Here is a 16,443-nt window from a genome sequence, read left to right as displayed (position 1 = left end):
GATGACCGACCCACTCGCTCACACCCGACCGGACGATGATCGCGACAGCGAGGCCGGTTTCTCACTGCTCGAGATCATGATCGCCGTGGTCATCATCGGCATCATGGGCACGATCGTCCTGCTCAATGTCCTGCCGGCCCAGGACCAGGCGCTGCTGCAAAAGGCGCGCACCGATATCGCGACGCTGGAACAGGCGCTCGATGCCTATCGGCTCGACATGCGCGAATATCCCAACTCGGAGGCCGGCCTGCAGGCGCTCGTCACGCCGCCGCGCGGGGTTGATGCATCGCGCTATCGCAGCGGTGGCTATGTCCGCCGCCTTCAGGATGATCCCTGGGGCAATCCCTACCAGTACGCCTATCCCGGCCAGCACGGCATGATCGACATCTATTCGCTGGGCGCCGATGGCCGCGAGGGCGGCGAGGGCCTGGACGCTGATATCGGCAACTGGCAGGGCTGATGCGACAAGGCCGGACATATCGCGGCCGCGAAGCCGGACTGTCGCTGATCGAAATTCTCGTCGGGGTGTCGATCCTGGCGACGGTGGCCTTTGTCGTCTCGCTCTCCTTCCAGCCGACCCGCCCGCCGCTGGACGAGGCCGCCGACCGCCTCGCGGCACGGCTGCAGGTCGCCAGCGAGGAGGCGGTCACGTCAGGTGTGCCGGTCGGCCTGGTGATCGAGGAGTTCGGCGCCGGCTATGCCTTCCACCGCTATGTCGACCGGCGCTGGTGGCCACTGACCGATCATCCCGCCCTGCGGGCGCGGCAATTGCCGGACAGCGTCCGGCTGGTCGCCCGCGATGTCATGTTCGCGCGCGACGATGCGGCAGCCGTTCCGGTGATCTGGTTCGACCCGGCCGGTCTGACCGAACCCTTCCGACTGCGTCTTGAAACTGCCGAGGCCGCCATTGATCTCGACTGGCAGCCCGATGGCGGGCTGACCCGGCAGGCAGGACTCTGAGGATGGCCGGGCAGCACAATGACGGCGGCTTCTCGTTGATCGAGATGATGACCGCCCTGGCGATCGTCGCGATCGCCGGCCTCGCGCTGATCAACCTGACCCGCGCGACGACACAGAATACCGCTGCGGTCGAAACCCGCGCGCTGGCGGCCCTGGCGGCGGAAAACCTGCTCAACACCGAATGGTTGCGGGCCGGAGCACCGGAAGCCCGGTCAGGCCGCTACCAGCTCGGCGGAGTCACCTATGACTGGAGCACCCGCATCGCGGAGACCGGTGAGGCCGGTCTCGTGCGCGTCCACATCGAGCTTTCAGAAAGCGGGCAGGACCAGGTCCTCGCCGAGCTGGATACATTCCGGCGGGTGCCCTCATGAGCGTCCTGGTGCTTCCGGCTGACCGCCAGGGCGAGGCCGGATTCTCGCTCACAGAGGTCCTCGTCTCGGTCTTCATCTTCGCGGTGATCGGCACGATCTCGGTCGGCCTGATGTCGACCAGCCTGAATGCCCGCGAACAGAATTCCGATGTGCTCGTCCAGACCGGACAGATCGATCTCATGCGCACGCTGTTGCGCGAGGATCTGGGACAGGTCGTGCTGCGCCCCGTGCGGACGCGCGAGGGACGCCGCGAGACCTTCATTTTCGCGGGCGATGCCGACGGGCTGGCCGGCCCGTTCGCCGCTGGCGGTGATGGGGAACGGGTCCTGCTCAGCCTGACCCGGCGCGGGCGGGCCAATCCCGGCCTGTTGCGGCCACGCTCAAGCCTGGCCCGGGTCGATTATGTCCTGCGTGAAGGCGAGCTGGTTCGACGCGTCCTGCCCTATCCCGACGGCGCCAACCCGGCGGAGGCGTCGCAGACGGTGCTCGCGGCGGGCCTTGCCGATGTTGAACTCGAATTTCTCATTGGCGCCGCCTGGACCCGCCGCATCGGCTATCGGTCCGGCGCGGTCGAAAGCGCCCTGCCGCGCGCCGTCCGCCTGCGCTATGTCGCGCCGCGTCTCGGCGACATGGAACATGTCGTGCTGACCTCGGAGGCCGGGGGATGAGCCGTTCCGACTTGGCCTTCTCGTCGCGCCAGAGCGGTGCCTCGCTGGTCAGCGCCTTGCTGCTGGTCGCCGTGATGGCGTCGATGGCGATGATGCTGGCTGGCGAGCTGCGGGTCGCCATGCGGCGCTCGGTCAATATGGAAGGGCGTGACCAGGCCTATTGGTATGCGGTCGGCGCGCGCGAATATGCGGGCGGGCTGATCGCTACCGCGATGCGCGAGCCGGCCCGGGCGCTGCGGCCTGATGCTGACTGGCTGCGCTCTGCCCGCGAATTCCCGATCGAACGCGGCGCCCTTTCGGGCCGCATTTCGGACGGCAATAATTGTTTCAATCTGAACGCGCTGGTCGTTGCTGACGGACAGGGCGGGCTGATCGCCGATCCCGTCCAGCGTCGCCGTTTTGAACACCTGATGTCGGCGCTCGGCGTGCCGGGCGCCGAAGCCGGCCGGATCGCGGCGGAAGCCAGTGACTGGATCGACAGCGACAATCGTCCGCTGGCTGGCGGCGGCGAGGACGCGGTCTATGCCGATCGTTCCACGCCCTACCGCACGGGCAATACGCTGATGGCCGAGCGCGAGGAAATCCTCGCGCTTGCCTCGATGACACCGGCGATCTACCAGCGCCTCGCGCCGCATGTCTGCGCCCGCCCGGTCGCGGCGCCGCTGCCGCTCAACATCAACACGCTGACAACCGATGACTGGCCGCTGCTTTTCGCCGTTCTCGATGGTGAACTCGGCCGGGTCGCGGTTGAGGGGCTTCTGCTGGGCCGGCCCGCCACCGGCTTTGCCAGTGCTGCGGAGTTCTGGACGCTGGAGACCGTGGCAGCGCTGGCGCCCGATGTGACCCTGCGCGAAACGGTCGGGATCGAGACGCGCTATTTTGACGTCGCCGTCAATGTGCGCCATGACGGCCAGAGCTACCGCCTTGATGCGGTTTACGAATGGCGCGGCGGGACCACGCTCCACCGCCTGACCCAGAGATACGGATACGCTGAATGAGCTGCGACCTGATCCTCAAGCCCGGGCCGCTGGGCGCCGTTGCCTGGTCGGTTGTCGACCGGCGCGATGGCAAGCGTGTGCACGAGGGCCGGCTTGCGGCCGATGAAAGCCTCGATGGGGCGCTCACCGGCTCTGTTGACCGGACTCTCATCCTGTTGCCGGGCGAGCATGTGCATCTGGCCCGGCTGGCGATTCCGGCCCGCTCCGAGCGCGAGGCCCGGCAGGCGGCGCCCTTCCTGGTCGAAGACGAGATCGCCTCACGCCTGGCCGAGACGACGGTGTTGCCCGGTCCGCGTGGCGGCGATGAGCGGCGCTGGATCGCGGCCGTTGACTCGGCTCTGCTGATGCAATGGCGCGACCGGCTGGTGCCGCTGGCCATCCGTCCGGCCCATGTCATCCCCGACAGCCTGGTTGCGGCCGAACCCGGGGCGGCGCTGACACTCTATGATCGCGGCGACGCCGTCCTGTTTGCCCATGATCCGGACAGCGACAGCGGCAGCGGCGCCGGGCCGGTCGCCGGGGTGATGGACACCGCCCTGTTCGGGTCGGTCATCCAGCCGCTGGTGAAGGCCGCCGGATCCGGCGAGATCGCCGTGTCGCGCTCGCTTGGACTGACGGGCGCCAATTTCCGTGCCATCGGCCAGGGCGGGATCGACATGCGGGCGAGCGCCGTGCCAGCCGAGCGATTGGCGACGCTGCCGCGCCTTCTGGGTGATGCCCTGGTCTCGACCTTTGACGGGGCGGCCCTGATCCGCCCCTTGCGTCGCCCGGCGATGATGGCGGCTGGCCTCCTCCTCGCCTTCTGCCTGCTGATCGGTGGCGAAACCGCGTACTTCCGGCTTCAGGCCGATCGTTTCGAGGCGGCAACGATCGACCAGTTCAATCATGCCATCCCCGATTTCGGCCGTCCCGTTATCGCGGCCGAAGCCGAGCGTTTCCTGGCTGACCGGGTGGCGCGGCTGGAGGGGACAGGCCCGTCTGTCTTCCTGCAATTGCTGGCCGCGCTCGACGAGCTGACCGCCGAGAGCGAGCGCGTCCGCGTCGATCATGTCCGCTTTGACCCGGCGCGCGGCGCCCTGTCGGTCGGCGCGACCTATACCGATTTCTCCGATTTTGATGCCCTGAGTGCTCGCGCCGAACGGCTCGGGCTGCGGCTTGAGGATGGCGGCGCGCGCGAAGGCACGTCCGGCATTGAGGGCGAGTTTGTGGTGAGGCTGCCATGATGGCCCTGATGACACCCGTAACGGCCTGGTGGGACGGGCTGAGCCTGCGCGAGAAGATCATGCTTGGCATCGCAGCGGCCCTGGCGGTCGTGCTCGCGGTCACCGCGCTGATCGTCCAGCCGCTGCTGGGTCTGCACGACAGGGCCCGCCAGGATTATGCCGCCTCGATGCGGCTCTATCGGGCGGTTGAGGCGGATGCCGAGCGCTATCGTGTCCTGGCCGCCGAGCAGCCAGCTGGCGCAGCACCCACCCAGTCCCTGCGCGCTGTCGCTGGCGCAATGGCGCTGCGCCATGACATCGCGCTGGCCCGCATGGTGCCCGGCGAGGATGGCCGGCTGACGGTCAATATCGACCGCGCCGAAACCGCCGCTGTCCTGCGATGGCTGGTTGATCTGGAGGAGCGCTACGGCATCCGCCCGCAAGCCTCGACGATGGATCGTGATGCGGACGGCCATGTCTCGGCCGCCTTCGTCCTGAGCCGGGGTGGGTCGTGATGCTGGCGCGGACCGGACTTGTCCTGGCGCTTCTTGTCGTCTGGCTGATCGTGTTGCTGCCGCTCAAGGCCGTTGCGCTGGCCGCTGGTGGCAGTGCGGCACTGGGCTATCGCGATGTTTTCGGGACGATCTGGCAGGGCCGGGTCTATGGCCTCAACCTCAATGGCGTGCCGGTGCGCGAGCTGGAAGTCTCGCTTGACCCGTTCGCGCTGGCGACGGGTCGACTGAGCGGGGACTGGCGGATCGCCGATGCCAGCCTGCGCGGTGACGGCCGGGTCAGCCTGTCACCGGGCCGTCTCCACCTCATTGATACGGATCTCGATCTCAGCCTCGCGACGCTGGGGGTTCCTCTGCCTCCGGGCGTGCGGCCGACCGAACGGATCCGGACCCGGATTGTCGAGCTGGACATGCGTGACGGCGCCTGCATCGCGGCCAGCGGTTCAGCGAGTTCCGGCGCCCTGACCGGTCTTGCCCTGGTTGAGGGCCACACCCTGCCCGTGCTCCACGGCGACTGGCGCTGTGATGGCGACCGGCTGGTGCTCGACTGGTCCGGTGAGGTCGACGGGCTGACCGCCGGGGGCCAGGTCCGCTTTCGCGCGGACGGCTATGACTGGACCGCGCGCATCGAGACCGACTGGCCCGACATGGCCGACGCCCTGGCCCTTGCCGGCATGCGCCGTGACGGGTCCGCCTGGCAGGCCGAGGGGCAGGAAAGCTATGCCGGGGTTGGCGGGTAGGAACCGGTTGTCAGAACGCCGGATAGAGGCCGGGTCCGTAGGCGCGGTGAATCCAGCCGACCAGACATCCCAGCGCCAGCCAGGGCCCGAAGGCAAAGGGCTGACCCGAAGCCGGTGCCTGGCGCCGGATCAGCGCGATCGTGGCAATGAAAAGCAGGGCCGAGAGGGCCCCGACGAGGACGATGATCGGCAGCAACCAGCCGCCACACCAGGCCCCGGCTGCCGCCAGCAGCTTGGCATCGCCGCGCCCCAGCCCGTCGCGCCCGCGCAGTCGCCGATAGGCGATCTCGATGGCGACAAAAATGCCATATCCAAGCCCGGCACCGACCAGTGAGGCCCAGGGCGTGCCAAGAATGATAGCGTTGAGGAGGACTCCAGCGGCGATCAATGGCAGGGTCAACAGATCGGGCAGGCGGAAGCTGCGGGCGTCGATCCAGGCCAGTCCGCCGAGGGCGAGAACGAGGACCACTGTGGCGAGGTGAATGTGAATCATTCCCGTCCTGTCACAAAAGTGTAATACGCGTGGGCCACAAGGTCGAGGCTCAACAGAGGACAGACACAATGACAGACGCCGCGCTGGCGCTCCAAGCCGAAAATCTCCGGATGACATTCGGGGAAACCAGGGCGCTCGACGATGTCAGCCTGGAAGTGAAGCCGGGTGAGATGGTCGCACTCATCGGCCCGTCCGGTTCGGGCAAGTCGACCCTGTTGCGTGTCGCCGCAGCCCTGCAGGTTGCTGACAGCGACAGCGGGCCGGTCTCCGTACTCGGTCGCACCATGCAGCAGCGGGGCAGACTGTCCAGCGGCGTGCAACGCAACCGGATCAAGCTTGGTTTCATCTTCCAGCAGTTCAACCTGGTCGGCCGCCTGTCCCTGTTCCAGAACGTGCTGGTTGGCGCGCTCGGTCGCCTGCCAACCTGGCGCGGCGTGCTCGGGATCTTCCCGAATGCGGTCAAGCAGACGGCGATGGACGCGCTGACCCGTGTCGGTGTCGAGGGCTTTGCCGCGCGCCGGGCCTCCAACCTCTCGGGTGGTCAGCAGCAGCGCGGCGCGATTGCCCGTGCCCTGGTCCAGGGCGCCGAAGTCCTGTTCGCCGATGAGCCGATCGCCTCGCTCGACCCGGTCTCCGCCCGCAAGGTGATGGAGACGCTGCGCGAGCTCAACCAGGATGACGGGCTGACCGTTGTGGTCACCCTGCACCAGGTCGATTATGCCCAGCGTTTCTGCGACCGCATCGTGGCTCTCAACAAGGGTCGCATCGTCTATGACGGACCGGCCGATGGCCTGTCGCGTGACAAGCTGATCGAAATCTACGGCCCCGAATTCGAAACCGCTTTCGAAGGGGGAGAGGCGTGATGAAAACCGTGCTGACCCAGTCTTTCCGCGGCCTGGCCAAGGCCTGTCTCCTGGTCGCCGCCCTGACCCTCACCGCCTGCTCCGGATCGGCCAGTGAGCCGCGCTCGTCGAGCGGTCTGTCCGGCGCGCCCGTCGCGGCAGACGGCGAACGCCGCGTGCTCAATTTCGGCATTATCGCGACCGAGTCCTCCTCCACCCAGGAAACCAACTGGCGCCCCTTCATCGACGCCATGTCGGACTGGACCGGTTATGACATCCAGCCCTATTACGCTTCCGACTATGCCGGCGTGATCCAGGCCATGCGCTATGACAGCGTCCAGTTCGCCTGGTTCTCCAACTTCTCCGGCCTGCAGGCGGTGCGTCGCGCCGGTGGCGAAGTCTTTGCCAAGGCGACCTATCCGGACGGATCGGAAGGCTATCACTCGGTGCTGCTGGTACCGAATGAGAGTCCGATCCAGACCCTGGACGACATACTCGTCTGTGATCGCTCGCTCGATTTCGGCATGGGTGATCCCAATTCGACATCGGGCTATCTCGTCCCCTCGGCCTTCATCTTCGCGCCGCGCGGGATCGATCCGAACGAGTGTTACAACTCGGTCCGCAACGCCAATCACGAGGCCAATGCGGTCGCGGTGGCCAATGGCCTGATCGATGTCGGCACCAACAATACCACCAACATGATCCTGCTCGAGCGCTCGCGCCCGGACATGTATAACCGGCTGCGCGAGATCTGGCGTTCGCCGATGATCGGCACGGATCCGATCATCTGGCGGGCCGATCTCGACATCGAGGCCAAGCAGCGCCTGCAATACTTCTTCATGAATTACGGTCGCATGGGAACGCCGGAAGAGGTTGCCGAGGCGCGGGCCGTGCTCGATCCGCTCTATTTCGGGACCTTCCTGCCAGCGTCGAATGCGCATCTCGACCCGATCGTGCAGCTGGAAATCGTCCGCGATCTCACCAATGTGCGGCACGACGCTGATCTGACGGACGAAGAACGGGCCAGCCGCATTGCCGAGCTTGAGGCCCGGCTGGCGGAAGTCGAGGCCGGCAATTCCGGCCTGACCAGCCAGGCCAATTCCTTCGAGCAGATCACCAGTGAGGCCGAAGGCCAGGTCCATGCCGAGGCCGCCGGCGTCGACTGGGTGATGGGCGGCGTTCTGATGATCGTCGCGGTGGGCGGGCTGGTCCTGCTGCTGTGGGCGTCCGCGCCGCGCGGACCAGGCCCCAAGGTGCCGCTGATGGAACGCATCGCCAATGCGGTGATTGCCGCTGGCGTCGTGGTCATTCTGGTCTGGAGCTTCGACTCCGCTGACATGGACCGGTCCTACCTGCTGGTCGAGAACGCCGGCGATATGGGCGAGTTCATTGGCGGTTTCCTGCCCGATGACATCGCCGACAGCGCCTCCCGCGCGACCTATTGGGAAGCCCTGTCGAACGGCTTCGAGGAAGCCATTCCGCAGATGATCGTGACCGTCCAGATCGCGATCTGGGGGACCTTCATCGCCGTCATCTCGGCGATCCCCTTCGGCCTGCTCAGCGCCCGCAACGTCGCGCCGGGCTGGCTGGTCCAGCCGGTGCGCCGCCTGATGGACGTGTTCCGCTCGATCAACGAGCTGATCATCGCCCTCGTCTTCATCGCCGCGGTGGGCCTCGGCCCGCTGGCGGGGGTGATGGCGCTCGCGGTCCACACCACCGGCGTCCTCGCCAAGCTGTTCTCGGAAGCGGTCGAGTCGATCGATCATGGTCCGGTCGAGGGTGTCCGGGCGACCGGTGCACGGCCGATCCACGAGGTGATCTGGGCGGTGATTCCCCAGGTCGCACCGCTGTGGACCTCCTTCGGTCTTTACCGGTTCGAGTCGAATGCGCGTTCGGCGACGGTGCTGGGCCTGATCGGCGCCGGCGGTATCGGACAGATCCTGTTCGAAGCCGTCCGGGCGTTTGACTACCAGCGCACCGCGGCCATCGTGATTGTGATCGTCATCGCCGTCAGCGCGATCGACATGATGTCGCAATTGCTCCGCAAGCGACTGACCTGATTTTACGAGGATAATCGAAGAAAGCCCGGGGCACTGACGTCCCGGGCTTTTTTGTGCGCGCAATGAAATGCAACAAAGGTGTCACGAGGCTGTAGCAAAACCGTCATCGAGTCGAGGTACGAAAATTCGCGAAACAACGAAGTCGTAGCAAAACCTTCACTCAACGGACGCCTCTTTGACACATTGTGCCTATAGCGCACGGATCAGACAGGTGTCCTGACAACATCAGGAACACCATCGTGACCCGACGTTTTCTTGCGAGCACCCTCTTGGCCGCCAGCGCTGCCCTTGTCGCCACCGCCACAGCAACTGCCCAGGAGGCGGGGGGCTGGGAATTTGACGGCGTACCGTCCTGGTCGAACCCGGACAGCGGTGACAGCTTCACCTTCCGTGGCCGAGTCTTCCTCGACTATGGCGATATCGATTTCACGTCGGGCGGCACCCGCACCGGCTTTAACGACAGCGAGCTGCGCACGGCCCGCCTCGGCGTCACCGGCAGCTTCCGCGGCGTTGACTACGTCGCCGAGTTTGACTGGATCAACGAGGAAATCGCTGCCAACGACGTCTATCTGACGTTCGATGCGGGCAATTTCGACGTGATGGTCGGTCACATGAAGACCACCAACTCGGCCGAGGAAATCACCTCCTCGCGCTACATCACCTTCATGGAGCGCGGCCTCGGCACCGACCTGTTCGGCCTTGATCGCCGGGTCGGCGTCACGGTGATGCACAGCGGTTCCAATTACAGCCTCGCGGCCGGCATCTATGGCGGCCGTCCGGGCGATCTGTCCCAGACCCTGGAGCTTGATGACAGCTCGGCGATCTCGGCCCGGGCCACCCGTGCCTTCGTCGGCGAGGGGACCACGGTCCATCTCGGCGCTTCGGTTCGTCACCTTGATTATGGCGGGGCCGGGACCCGCGTCCGCGTCCGTCCGCAGACCCATATCACCGACCGCATCGTGACCGCCGACTTCCGCCCGGGCCGTCCGCTCGGCGAAGCTGACACCTCCTTCTTCTGGGGCCTCGAAGCCGCGGTCATCCACGGACCCTTCCATGCGGAAGCCGAGTGGATGAACATGACGGTCGACGGCCCGGCCGGTAATCCGGACTTCAACGCCCAGTTTGCCAATTTCGGCTGGTTCCTGACCGGCGAGACGCGCAGCTATTCGGCCGGCTCCGGCAAGTTCGGCCGCACCCGTCCGACGACGACGGTGTCGGAAGGCGGGCCGGGCGCCTGGGAAGTCGCCGTCCGTCTGGACCGCGCCGACCTCGACACCGTCGCGGCCGGCGAACTCACCAATTTGACCCTGGGTGTGAACTGGTACCTTGAGGACCATTTCCGCATCATGGCCAATCTCGTCGATGGCACGCTCTCGGTTCCGGGCGCGAATGACACCGACGTGTCGGGCGCACAAGTTCGACTGCAATGGGATTTCTGATCAACGCGGGCCCGGTCATGCCGGGCCTGCATCGTTTAGTGGCAAGGAATTGAAGACATGAAACTCCAAGCTCAACTCGCGGCCGCGCTTGCGGTCCTGGCGATCGCGGGTGGCGCCGAGGCGCAGCAGCGCGACCAGATCCGCATCGTCGGCTCGTCCACCGTTTTCCCGTTCTCGACCGCCGTTGCAGAAAGCTTCGGGGCCAAGACGGGCTTTTCGACCCCGGTTGTTGAATCGACCGGTTCGGGCGGCGGCCTGCGCCTGTTCTGTTCCGGCGTCGGCACCGAGCATCCCGATATCGTGAACGCCTCGCGCCGCATGCACGGCTCGGAATACGAACTTTGCCAGAGCAATGGCGTGCGCGAGATCACCGAAGTGCGGATCGGCTTTGACGGCATCGTGCTCGGTGCGGCCGACCGTGCTGCCGCCAGCGTCGACATTTCGCGCGAGCAGATCTGGCTGGCGCTCGCGGCCGAAGTGCCGGCCGATGACAGCTGCTCCCGCTTCATCCCCAACCCGAATGAGCGCTGGTCCGATATTGACCCGTCGCTGCCGCGCCAGCGGATCGAAGTGTTCGGCCCGCCGCCGACCTCGGGCACGCGCGACGCCTTTGTCGAGCTGGCCATGCAGGAAGGCGCGCGTGAGATCGCCTGCATGAACGAGCTGCGCAGCAGCGACCGCAACCGGTTCGAGCAGATCGCCAGCCGCATCCGCGAGGATGGCCGCTGGATCGATGCCGGCGAGAATGACAACGCGATTGTCCAGACCCTGGTCAACACCCCGACCGCGTTCGGCGTGTTCGGCTATTCCTTCCTCGACCAGAATTCCGACCGCATCTCGGCCGTCAATATCGACGGTGTCGCGCCGGAGTTCGAAGCCATTGCCGATGGCAGCTATCCGGTGTCACGCTCGCTCTTCTTCTATGTGAAGAACCAGCATGCCGCGATCATTCCGGGCCTGGTGGAATTCGTCGAGGAGTTCACCTCCGAGGATGCCTGGGGCGAGTTCGGCTATCTCACCGATCGCGGCCTGATCCCGCTGCCGGACTCCGATCGCGACGCAACCCGTGACCGTGCCGTCAATCTGACGGCGATGGCCCAGTCGCCGGAATAAGCCTGGTCTTCAGGCGCGAATGTATGCGGGGATGGCCGAGAGGCCGTCCCCGTTTTCGTTGCGGGAGACACGCGGGGGAGACGCGTTAATTGTACCTGTCCCCAAGCCCGCTAACGCCTCAATACAGCGTCTTGCGTTTGCGCAAGCGGCGCCAGAAGCGGCGGCGCTCCGGCTTGGGATGGGGTTTGAGATTTTCGACGAAGTCGATCGCGCACTGGCGCCAGGAATGCTTTTCGGCATGAGCGCGCGGCGCGGCGCGGTCGATGTCGAGACAATCGAGGCAGGCCTGGCGCAGATCATCATTGATGAAGCCGCCGCCGGAGCCGGGGATAATGTCCTTGGGGCCGTGCGCCGGGAAGGCGGCGACCGGTGTGCCGCAGCCCATGGCTTCCAGGTTCACCAGGCCAAACGTGTCGGTCCAGCTGGGGAAGACAAAGACGTCGGCATCGGCGAACCAGCGCGCAAGCTCCTCACCGAATTTCGGTCCCGGGAAAACGGCGTCGGGATATTTCACCTTCAGCTCCTCGCGCTGCGGTCCGTCGCCGACCACCACCTTGGTGCCGGGCAGGTCGAGCTTGAGGAAGGTCTCGATATTCTTCTCGACCGCGATCCGGCCGACATTGACAAAGACCGGGCGGGCGAGGCCGGCATAGACGTCCTCGCCACCGATGAAGCGCTTGTCCGGATTGAACATGTCGATATCGACGCCGCGCGCCCAGGCGGTGAGGTTCCTGAAGCCGCGGGCCGCAAGATCGTCGCGCATTGACGGTGTCGTCACCATGATCCGGCCCGAGGCATTGTGGAACCAGCGCATGAAGGCATAGCCGGCCGCCAGCGGGATCAGCGGGAAGCGGGCATTGATGTATTCGGGGAATTTGGTGTGATAGCTCGTCGTGAAGGGGAGTTTCCACTTCACGCAGATACGCCGCGCCGCCATGCCGAGCGGGCCTTCCGTGGCGATATGGATCGCCTCGGGCTCGAATTCCTTGAAGCGCCGGGCAATGTCCTTGCGGGCGCCGAGCGCCAGCTTGATCTCGGGATAGGTCGGCAGCGGGAAGGTCTTGTAACCGAGCCCCGGATGGATGACCTCGACCTGGTGCCCCATGGCGCGGCATTCCTCGACGGTGCGCGACAGGGTTCGCACGACGCCGTTGACCTGCGGCTCCCAGGCATCGGTCACCAGCATGATGCGCTGGGGACGCTCCTCGCCATTATCGCTGTCGATCTCGGGATCGATTTCGGATTCGGGGGCCTCGGACGGGGGGGCGATTGCGTCGGTCATGGCATCCTGTATCGGTCGGGCGCGTCGCGCCGGGCAGTGCGGGTTGTGATCTGCGGCGTGTAGCCGAGCGAGCTCACAATGTCAGCCTCCAGCATAGCGGTGAATGCCTCGGCTTGAAGCGAAGAAAGCGGTTGCCACCGGGCGGCGGAAAAAAGCAGCGCAGCGGCGCTGGGAGACATCCGCTCCGGCAGGCCCCCGGCGGGCAAGAAATTTGTGATCGCGCGGGGCTTGAACGGGGCGTCGCGCAATGTTTGGCTCGAAGTCGAAGGGCGTTCCCTGTTTGGACCGTTCAAGGCATCTGAACCTGAAGACAAATGAGCGGAAGACTTCGCTTGCCCTTGTCAAAACGCCGGACCATTGTCCGCGCCGTTCATTTGCTGAATAGGGAGTTTCAGCCATGAATGTCCAGGCTCGTGACATGATGCGATGGGATGATCTTGATTCGGCGAAATTCGCCGATGAAACAGCGGCGGTCCGTGACCTCGCCGCGGCGACGGGTCTTGATGATCCGGCGCAGGAGCGCGTGCGCACGGCCGCGATCGAGCTGGTCCGGACGGCGCGCAGGACGACCAAGGCGCGCGGGCTGATGGACAGCTTCCTGCAGGAATTCACCCTGTCCAATCGTGAGGGCCTGGCCCTCATGTGCCTGGCCGAGGCCCTGCTGCGGGTGCCCGATGCCGCGACCGCCGACAAGCTGATCGCGGAAAAGATATCCGACGGCGCCTGGGCCGAGCACATGGGCCGCTCCGAGAGCTGGCTGGTCAATGCCTCGACGCTTGGCCTGATGCTCACCGGCAATCTCATTGATGTCGATCCGGAAGCGCGCAAGAGCCCGGGCACCTATCTGCGCAAGCTGACCCAGAAAATGGGCGAGCCGGTGATCCGCGCTGCCGTCTTCCGCGCCATGGGCATCATGGGCGAGGAATTCGTGCTCGGTCGCTCGATCAAGGAAGGCCTCAAGCGCGCCAGAAAAGGTGAGGGCGAGCTGTGCTCGTTTGACATGCTGGGCGAGGGCGCCCGCACTGCGAAGGACGCGGCGCGCTATCACAAGCGCTACATGGAAGCGATCGAGGCGGTCGGCAAGGCGCGCGGCAAGGGTCCCGTCGAGAGCGTGCACGGGGTCTCCGTCAAGCTGTCCGCCCTGCATCCCAAATACCTGGCCGTGAAGGAAAAGCGGGTGCTCGAGGAGCTTTACCCGCTGGTGCTCGAACAGGCGATGGCCGCCAAGGCCTATGATATCGGCTTCTGTCTCGATGCCGAGGAGGCCGACCGGCTCGTCCTGTCGCTGAAACTCCTCGACAAGCTGGCCCGGGCACCCGAGCTCGCCGGCTGGAACGGCCTCGGCCTTGCCGTACAGGCCTATCAGAAGCGCACCCGCCGGGTCATCGAACAGCTGGTCGAACTGGCCCGCGCCGCCGATCGCCGTTTCATGGTGCGCCTGGTCAAGGGCGCCTACTGGGACAGCGAAATCAAGTTCGCACACCAGAATGGCTGGCCGGACTTTCCGGTCTGGACGACCAAGCCGGCGACTGACCTCAATTATCTGGTCTGCGCCCGCGTCATCCTGGGGGCTCCGGACGCCATATACGGTCAGTTCGCGACCCATAATGCCCATTCGCTGGCGGCGATCCGTGAACTGGCCCAGCAGGCCGGCGTCGAGCGCTATGAGTTCCAGCGCCTGCATGGCATGGGCGAGGCGCTCTACCACGCCGATGCCCAGCTCAATCCGGCGGCGCCGGTGCGGGTCTATGCCCCGGTCGGCAGCCATGAGGACCTGTTGCCCTATCTCGTCCGGCGTCTGCTGGAGAATGGCGCCAACACGTCATTTGTGCACTCCTTCCTCGATCCCGAGGTGCCCGTCGAGAAAGTCGCCAGCGGCCCGTTTGAAATTGCCCGCACCATCGACCGCCACGCCAGGATTGCCCTGCCGAAAGACCTCTATGGCGAGGAGCGTGCCAACTCGGTTGGCCTCGACCTGTCCCAGGCCGCAGCCCGCGAACGGGTTGCGCGGGCTTTTGCGGCCTTCAATCGCGAGGACCAGCTGAACGCCACGCCGCTGGTGGCCGGGCATGAGGTCGACGGGGCCGCCCACCAGGTCATGTCGCCGGTCGACATGGCGCGCCAGGTCGGCTCGGTGGTCGATGCGTCGGTCGATGATGTGAACACCGCCTTCGACAGCGCGGTTGCGGCGCAGCCCGGCTGGGACCGGCGGGGCGGCAAGGCGCGCGGCGCCATCCTGCGGGCCATGGGTGATGCCATGGAAGCCGACATGGACCGCTTGCTGGCAATCATGGCCATCGAAGCCGGCAAGACGCTGACGGACGGCATCGCGGAAGTGCGCGAGGCGGTCGACTTCTGTCGCTATTACGCCGCCCAGGCCGAGCGTGAGTTCGACAGCGCGGTGCGCCTGCCCGGACCGGCCGGCGAAACCAATCATCTCGGCATGAAGGGGCGCGGTGTCTTCGTCACCATCAGCCCGTGGAATTTCCCGCTGGCGATCTTCGCCGGCCAGGTCGCGGCGGCGCTGGCGGCCGGCAATACCGTGCTCGCCAAACCGGCCGAGCAGACCCCGTTGATCGCCTTCGAGGCGGTGAAAATGTTCCAGAAGGCCGGCCTGCCGGCCGACGTGCTTCATCTCCTGCCGGGGCGCGGCGAGATTGTCGGTGCGGCGCTGACCACCGATCCGCGCACGGCGGGCGTGGCCTTTACCGGTTCAACCGAAGTGGCGCGTCTGATCAACCGCTCCCTCGCCGCCCGCGAGACCGCGATCGCACCGCTGATCGCCGAAACCGGCGGGCTGAACGGCATGTTCGTCGATACCACGGCGCTCAAGGAGCAGGTCGTTGACGACGCCATCAGTTCCGCCTTCGGTTCGGCCGGCCAGCGCTGTTCCGCATTGCGCGTCATTTTTCTGCCGGAAGATACGGCAGACGAGATCATTGAAGGTCTCGCCGGTGCCATGGACGAGCTGCAGGTCGGCGACCCGTCGGATCCGGCGACCGATGTCGGACCGGTGATCGACAATGAGGCGCGCGAGATCCTGCTGCGCCATGTCGAGCGCATGGAGGCCGGGGCCAAGGTGATCAAGCAGATCGATGTCGGTGACCGGTTCGACAGCGGTTTCTTCTTCGGACCGACCCTTGTGGAACTGCCCTCGCTCGACCTGCTGGAGCGGGAAGTGTTCGGGCCGATTCTTCACATTGTGCGATACAAGCGCAAGGAATTGGCGGCCATTGCCGCCGAGCTCGCGGACAAGGGCTATGGCCTGACCCTGGGCATCCATTCGCGCCTTGCATCTTTCCACAGGCAAATTCAGTCGCTGGTTCCGGCGGGCAATATCTACGTCAATCGCAACATGGTCGGGGCCGTTGTCGGGGTCCAGCCGTTCGGCGGAGAGGGCTTGTCTGGCACGGGTCCCAAGGCGGGCGGGCCGCACTATCTGCACCGTTTTGCCGGCGAGCGGACGGTGACAATCAACATCGCGGCCCAGGGCGGCGACCCGGAGCTGCTGAACCTCGACTAGGTCCAGGGTTAACGGCTGTTAATCCTTGTTGGTCGCGGAGATGCGCCCCGTTAACGATGTGTGACGGGGCGCATATCTTATTAGGCGTTTGTTAACCAAAAAATCCGCTCAAGGATCATTCTCCCCGTTGACCAGTGCCCCGCCTTTGATCCACTATATGTTGGGTCGGCTGGCGACAGCGGCACACTATACAGATTTTCTAGCGACCTTTGGGTTTGTTCGGTGCGCAGCATTGGGGCT

15 protein-coding genes are annotated in these 16,443 nt (G+C 65.6%); 13 read left to right on the top strand and 2 right to left on the bottom strand.

Features of this window, described 5'->3' with window-relative positions:
• Position 1 precedes the first annotated feature (1 nt).
• Genes gspG through gspN form a run of 8 tightly spaced genes read left to right on the top strand, consistent with a single transcriptional unit; the run spans position 2 to position 5,451 of the window.
• The gene (gspG, locus tag QZZ02_RS02040; RefSeq protein ID WP_291841909.1) at positions 2–460 is read left to right on the top strand and encodes a type II secretion system major pseudopilin GspG; all 459 of its coding nucleotides are present in this window, start codon (positions 2–4) and stop codon (positions 458–460) included.
• A complete protein-coding gene (locus QZZ02_RS02035; protein ID WP_291841908.1) occupies positions 460–960 on the top strand; it encodes a GspH/FimT family pseudopilin in 501 nt (166 codons plus the stop codon). Before gspG ends, QZZ02_RS02035 begins: the two co-directional genes overlap by 1 nt.
• Before the next feature lie 2 nt (positions 961–962).
• Positions 963–1,331, top strand: a complete 369-nt coding sequence (gspI, locus tag QZZ02_RS02030; protein WP_291841907.1) for a type II secretion system minor pseudopilin GspI — start codon at positions 963–965, stop codon at positions 1,329–1,331.
• Positions 1,328–1,999, top strand: coding sequence for a type II secretion system protein GspJ (locus tag QZZ02_RS02025; protein WP_291841906.1), 672 nt, complete (start codon positions 1,328–1,330; stop codon positions 1,997–1,999). Before gspI ends, QZZ02_RS02025 begins: the two co-directional genes overlap by 4 nt.
• Positions 1,996–2,997, top strand: a complete 1,002-nt coding sequence (gene gspK, locus QZZ02_RS02020; protein WP_291841905.1) for a type II secretion system minor pseudopilin GspK — start codon at positions 1,996–1,998, stop codon at positions 2,995–2,997. The genes QZZ02_RS02025 and gspK overlap by 4 nt, the downstream gene beginning before the upstream one ends.
• Positions 2,994–4,220, top strand: a complete 1,227-nt coding sequence (gspL, locus tag QZZ02_RS02015; RefSeq protein WP_291841903.1) for a type II secretion system protein GspL — start codon at positions 2,994–2,996, stop codon at positions 4,218–4,220. The genes gspK and gspL overlap by 4 nt, the downstream gene beginning before the upstream one ends.
• Entirely contained in the window at positions 4,217–4,714 is a 498-nt protein-coding gene (locus QZZ02_RS02010) for a type II secretion system protein M (protein WP_291841902.1), read from the top strand. The genes gspL and QZZ02_RS02010 overlap by 4 nt, the downstream gene beginning before the upstream one ends.
• A complete protein-coding gene (gene gspN / locus QZZ02_RS02005) occupies positions 4,714–5,451 on the top strand; it encodes a type II secretion system protein N (RefSeq protein ID WP_291841901.1) in 738 nt (245 codons plus the stop codon). The genes QZZ02_RS02010 and gspN overlap by 1 nt, the downstream gene beginning before the upstream one ends.
• A gap of 10 nt (positions 5,452–5,461) precedes the next feature.
• On the opposite strand, the gene QZZ02_RS02000 is transcribed toward gspN, so the two are convergent.
• On the bottom strand, positions 5,462–5,944 hold the full coding sequence (locus QZZ02_RS02000; protein WP_291841899.1) for an A24 family peptidase: 483 nt from the start codon (positions 5,942–5,944) through the stop codon (positions 5,462–5,464).
• Positions 5,945–6,012: 68 nt separating this feature from the next.
• Between QZZ02_RS02000 and phnC the strand changes: the two genes are divergently transcribed.
• The 4 genes from phnC to QZZ02_RS01980 all read left to right on the top strand — a co-directional run bounded on the left by phnC (position 6,013) and on the right by QZZ02_RS01980 (position 11,398).
• Positions 6,013–6,807, top strand: a complete 795-nt coding sequence (gene phnC, locus QZZ02_RS01995) for a phosphonate ABC transporter ATP-binding protein (RefSeq protein ID WP_291841898.1) — start codon at positions 6,013–6,015, stop codon at positions 6,805–6,807.
• Complete coding sequence (phnE, locus tag QZZ02_RS01990; protein WP_291841896.1) at positions 6,807–8,846, top strand: phosphonate ABC transporter, permease protein PhnE; 2,040 nt, start codon at positions 6,807–6,809, stop codon at positions 8,844–8,846. The genes phnC and phnE overlap by 1 nt, the downstream gene beginning before the upstream one ends.
• 239 nt (positions 8,847–9,085) lie before the next feature.
• The gene (locus QZZ02_RS01985; protein ID WP_291841895.1) at positions 9,086–10,285 is read left to right on the top strand and encodes a porin; all 1,200 of its coding nucleotides are present in this window, start codon (positions 9,086–9,088) and stop codon (positions 10,283–10,285) included.
• Between the two features lie 57 nt (positions 10,286–10,342).
• A complete protein-coding gene (locus QZZ02_RS01980) occupies positions 10,343–11,398 on the top strand; it encodes a substrate-binding domain-containing protein (protein ID WP_291841894.1) in 1,056 nt (351 codons plus the stop codon).
• A 118-nt stretch (positions 11,399–11,516) separates the two neighbouring features.
• Here QZZ02_RS01980 and QZZ02_RS01975 read toward each other — a convergent pair whose 3' ends face one another.
• On the bottom strand, positions 11,517–12,584 hold the full coding sequence (locus tag QZZ02_RS01975) for a glycosyltransferase family 1 protein (protein ID WP_366511483.1): 1,068 nt from the start codon (positions 12,582–12,584) through the stop codon (positions 11,517–11,519).
• 493 nt (positions 12,585–13,077) lie between these two features.
• Here QZZ02_RS01975 and putA point away from each other — a divergent pair, with 493 nt between their 5' ends.
• Positions 13,078–16,203 (top strand): bifunctional proline dehydrogenase/L-glutamate gamma-semialdehyde dehydrogenase PutA, encoded by a 3,126-nt coding sequence (gene putA / locus QZZ02_RS01970; RefSeq protein WP_291841892.1) that lies wholly within the window; start codon positions 13,078–13,080, stop codon positions 16,201–16,203.
• Positions 16,204–16,443: the final 240 nt, after the last annotated feature.

The sequence above is a fragment of the Maricaulis sp. genome (assembly GCF_015665295.1).
GTDB lineage: Bacteria > Pseudomonadota > Alphaproteobacteria > Caulobacterales > Maricaulaceae > Maricaulis.
This window is presented reverse-complemented; position numbering and strand designations above follow the sequence as displayed.